Raw genomic sequence first — 3,610 nt, 5'->3', positions numbered from 1 at the left:
AGAGAATCGACAAGTGCGGGGAGTCCATGTATCCCGACGCTGATGCTTTGCATACAGCGCGGGACTTATAGCTCCCCGCGCCCCTCCTTTGTTAATCTGCCCAAGGGGGGATCCCAAATCAAATGGCGGAGCAAGCGGTAACTCTTGGTCAAGATCCTTCTTTCACGAAAACCATGCCCCAAGCACTAGGGTTGAAGGCAGGATCCAGTCGGGTTTGGGCATTGTACAGGGCGCCGGTCAGATCCGCCCCCTCCAGAAAAGCGCCTCGCAGGTCGGCCCCCCGCAGATCGGCATGGTGTAACTTGGCTCCTGTGAGGTCGGCGCGGGTGAGGATGGCTCGACGCAAGTCGGCTCCGCTCAAATTGGCCACCTGGAGATTGGCACCCGTCAGATCCGCCTGCTGCAGGTTGGCCTGCGCCAGATCGGCTTCCCACAAGAAAGCCCCTGCCTGAGCTGAGCCACTCAGATTGGCCCCTCTCAAATCGGCCAAGTTGAGGATCGCTTGGGAGAGGTCGGCAGCTTGGAGATTGGCCTGTCTGAGGATCGCTTCTTTTAGGTTGGCCCCCCTGAGGTCAGCTCCCGGCAGTTCTGCCCCCGTTAGGTTGCAGGCGGGGCAATCTTTGCTGGGAGAAACAATTTGGGATCGGCCCAGTTGGGCATCCAACTCCAGTTGGGCAAAGGCCGCAGCCGTCGGGATCCCCAGCGCCAACAGCGCTCCCGACCAGAGGCGACTTCCCCTCATCAAGGGCTTTACAGGTTGGAGCCGTGCCCATCCCATGGTTTTCACCGGGATCCCCTCCTACTGCTGATGGTAGCCGCTCTGGCCCATTTCCCCAGGGATCCCCCATATCTTGAGGAGCGCCACTAGCTCTGTTGCGGCTGGCAGCGGGGGCAAAAGTGGGCCGAACGCCCTGCCAGCTTGATCCGCCGAATCGGATGGCCACAGACGCGACAGGGATCCCCTTCCCGACCGTACACCCACGCTTGCCCTTGATAGTTGCCGTTGAGCCCACGCAGATCCCGGTAATCCCGCAAGGTGGTGCCCCGCTGCTCCAGCCCGGCCCGTAACACCTCGATCAAAGCTTCTCGCAGGCGTGCCTTGGCCACATCCGAAAGCTGAACTGCTGGCGTCAAAGGGTGAATGCCGCTCAGAAACAGGGCTTCGTCGGCGTAAATGTTGCCCACCCCGGCTACCAGCGATTGATCCAGCAGCGCGGTTTTAATAAGACGGCGGCTCTTCTGCAGGGCAGCCTGGAAATAGGCCTCAGAAAAAGCTGGCGAAAAGGGCTCCGGCCCCAAAGTCTGCAGGGTGGGGATCACCGCCTCCAGCTCAACACCGGCAGGCACCAGCCACATCTGGCCAAAGGTGCGCTGATCCACAAAGCGCAAGTCCCACCCTTCCTCGAAGGCCAAACGAACACGAGTGTGAGCTGATAAAGGGGTGGATCCCTGCACCCAGAGCAACTGCCCGGTCATGCGCAGATGCACGCCCAGAACAGCTCTCGAATCCAGGGATCCCAGGAGATACTTTCCTCGCCGCTGCCACTGGGTAAAACGGGTGCCAATCAAGCTCCGCCCAAACATCTCCCCTGCAGGGTAGGCAATGGTGCGGGCCAGGAGCACCTCCACCGCAAGTATGCGTGGCCCCAGGGTGAGGCGTTGCAAATCTTGCCGAACCGTTTCAACTTCCGGCAGTTCAGGCACAGAACAACTTGCTCAAGCAACACAGCTCCCGGCATCAGAACCCTTGTTGGTTTAGCTGGCCGGAGCGGCTTTGGCCTTGGCCTTGGGAGCTTCCAACACTTCCAGCTCATCTTCGCGGAAGTTGTTGGTGTTGATGTTGTAGTAGTTGATCTTGTCAAAGCGGACGATCACCGGGTAGAGAATGCCGCTGGTATCCACCGCCGCAACCGTTCCCACATCCCGGTACCAGTAGGATTCTTTCCGCAGCACACGGACTTTGGCACCACGCTGAATTGCCATGAGGGTTATCTCCATTGACCTGAACTCAGATTACCCTAGTCCGTGAGAAGGCTGCGATTTCCGAATTTTTGTAACAGGGATCCGCTTTTGTCTGGCTGGGTTTTCGGGGCCAACAGCAGATGAACCGTCGCACCTGTGGAGCCTGGCTGTTGGGTTCTGCTTTGACCTGGGGCTTGCAGGGGAAATCTGCAGGGCTGCCCCATCCGCGCGATTTTGCCGCCGTCCTCAACCTGAACACCGGTCGTTTAACAAGGGTTTGGCAGCCGGAGCAGGCTTCCAGAATCAGGGCCAGCCCTGGCTCAACCGTCAAATGCGCCGTTGCCGCCGCTGCTCTGCAGACTGGGATCAGCTCTGGGGAGCGCTTGATCCACTGTCCGGGTTGGTGGGATCCGCCGCCGCAATTGGGGTTGGGCCGGCTACCCTGCTGGGATCCCCGCGGACATGGAACCTTGAACTTGCGCCAGGCCCTGGCCCACTCTTGCAACGTGCATTTTTACCAGTTGGGCTGGGAGCTGGGGGCCGATACCCTGGTGGAGTGGCTGCGGCGCTTCGGCCTAGAGAGTGCGCAGAATACGGCTCCGGCTCCGCTCTTGGCGACCGGTCTGGCTGGGCCGGTGGATCCCTGGGAGCTGTTGGTTTATGGGGGCGTGATTGCCCGCCGAGGTGTACCCCTTTCTGGCGAGGTCTCTCTGCCCGCTTTCTCTTTACCGGCTTGGATTTGGGAGGCTCTCCATGCTGGCATGAGCCTGGCGGCAACAGCGGGCACCTGTCGCGGCATTGCCCCAGAAGGGATCCCAGTGGCAGCCAAGTCTGGCACCATCCTCAATCCTCAACGACGAGGACGACCAATTCTCTGGGCAGAAGATTTTCAAGCCTGGTTGCTGGCCTTTTGGCCCCTGCCGGATCCCAACTGGACGCTGGTGCTGCACCTGCATCAGGGCAAAGCCTATGAGGCGGCCATTCCCCTGGCGCGGCAGATCATCGCCGCCATCGGCAGCGGGTGACCACCTTGCTTGCGATCATGAAGAAATGCAAACTATACTGAAGGTCAAGTGCCGTTCTCGTTTTCGTTCTTTACGGATCCCACTCCCTGTCGTTCCCATTTACCCTGGAGGTTCTCATGTCTAATCCCAATTTGTCTGAGCCCAAGTTTGGCTTTAACGAGTATGCCGAGCGCCTCAACGGTCGGGCTGCCATGATTGGCTTTGTGTTGGCCATTGTCATCGAAGCGGTGACGGGCCAAGGCGTTGCTTCCTGGCTGGGCCTGATCTAAGAGACCTCAACTTACCGCCTTTTGGCTTTTCCTTGGGTCTGCTGGCTTGCAGGCCCTTTATTGTATTGAGCAGGGTATTGAGCAGGAAGCGTGACTGCACCAGTTGTAGCCGTTCTGAATGGCAACAAAGCTTGAGCGGGCACCAACTACTCCAAGCAATTCCGACAGCGCCGAATCTTTCCCTTTCTCCCTCTGACGGAGGAGCTGGTGTGAGGGTATCCCACTAGGTCGTGTTGATCTTATGTTAGGATAGAGAGAGTAATTTATAGAGGAAAGAGGATGAAGTTGGTTTTTTTAGATGAAAACAAATGGCAGAAGATATTGGCTTTTTTACAGACAGAAGAGAGAGTTAAC

General features: G+C 58.4%; 5 protein-coding genes and 1 pseudogene. 3 read left to right on the top strand and 3 right to left on the bottom strand.

Annotation, left to right across the window (positions count from 1 at the left end; all coding sequences use genetic code 11):
* Nucleotides 1-148 precede the first annotated feature (148 nt).
* From ACVWY9_RS14080 to ACVWY9_RS14070, 3 genes are all read right to left on the bottom strand, one after another.
* Nucleotides 149-742, bottom strand: coding sequence for a pentapeptide repeat-containing protein (locus ACVWY9_RS14080; RefSeq protein WP_457389031.1), 594 nt, complete (start codon nucleotides 740-742; stop codon nucleotides 149-151).
* Nucleotides 743-864: 122 nt separating this feature from the next.
* Nucleotides 865-1,704 carry a DNA-formamidopyrimidine glycosylase gene (locus tag ACVWY9_RS14075; protein WP_414421773.1) on the bottom strand — a complete coding sequence of 280 codons (840 nt, stop codon included), beginning with the start codon at nucleotides 1,702-1,704 and terminating at the stop codon, nucleotides 865-867.
* A 51-nt stretch (nucleotides 1,705-1,755) separates the two neighbouring features.
* The gene (locus ACVWY9_RS14070) at nucleotides 1,756-1,983 is read right to left on the bottom strand and encodes a photosystem I reaction center subunit IV (RefSeq protein ID WP_414329200.1); all 228 of its coding nucleotides are present in this window, start codon (nucleotides 1,981-1,983) and stop codon (nucleotides 1,756-1,758) included.
* Between the two features lie 119 nt (nucleotides 1,984-2,102).
* Between ACVWY9_RS14070 and ACVWY9_RS14065 the strand changes: the two genes are divergently transcribed.
* The 3 genes and pseudogenes from ACVWY9_RS14065 to ACVWY9_RS14055 form a co-directional block, all read left to right on the top strand.
* Nucleotides 2,103-2,987 (top strand): penicillin-binding transpeptidase domain-containing protein, encoded by an 885-nt coding sequence (locus ACVWY9_RS14065; protein WP_457389028.1) that lies wholly within the window; start codon nucleotides 2,103-2,105, stop codon nucleotides 2,985-2,987.
* Nucleotides 2,988-3,103: 116 nt separating this feature from the next.
* Nucleotides 3,104-3,256, top strand: a complete 153-nt coding sequence (locus tag ACVWY9_RS14060; RefSeq protein WP_011429120.1) for a chlorophyll a/b-binding protein — start codon at nucleotides 3,104-3,106, stop codon at nucleotides 3,254-3,256.
* A gap of 279 nt (nucleotides 3,257-3,535) precedes the next feature.
* Nucleotides 3,536-3,610 (top strand): annotated as a pseudogene (locus tag ACVWY9_RS14055) (IS5-like element ISSoc13 family transposase); the annotation flags it as partial.

It is taken from the genome of Thermostichus sp. OS-CIW-31, assembly GCF_054060305.1.
The sequence above is the reverse complement of the archived record's forward strand: the minus strand, read 5'-3'. Positions and strand labels throughout refer to the sequence as shown.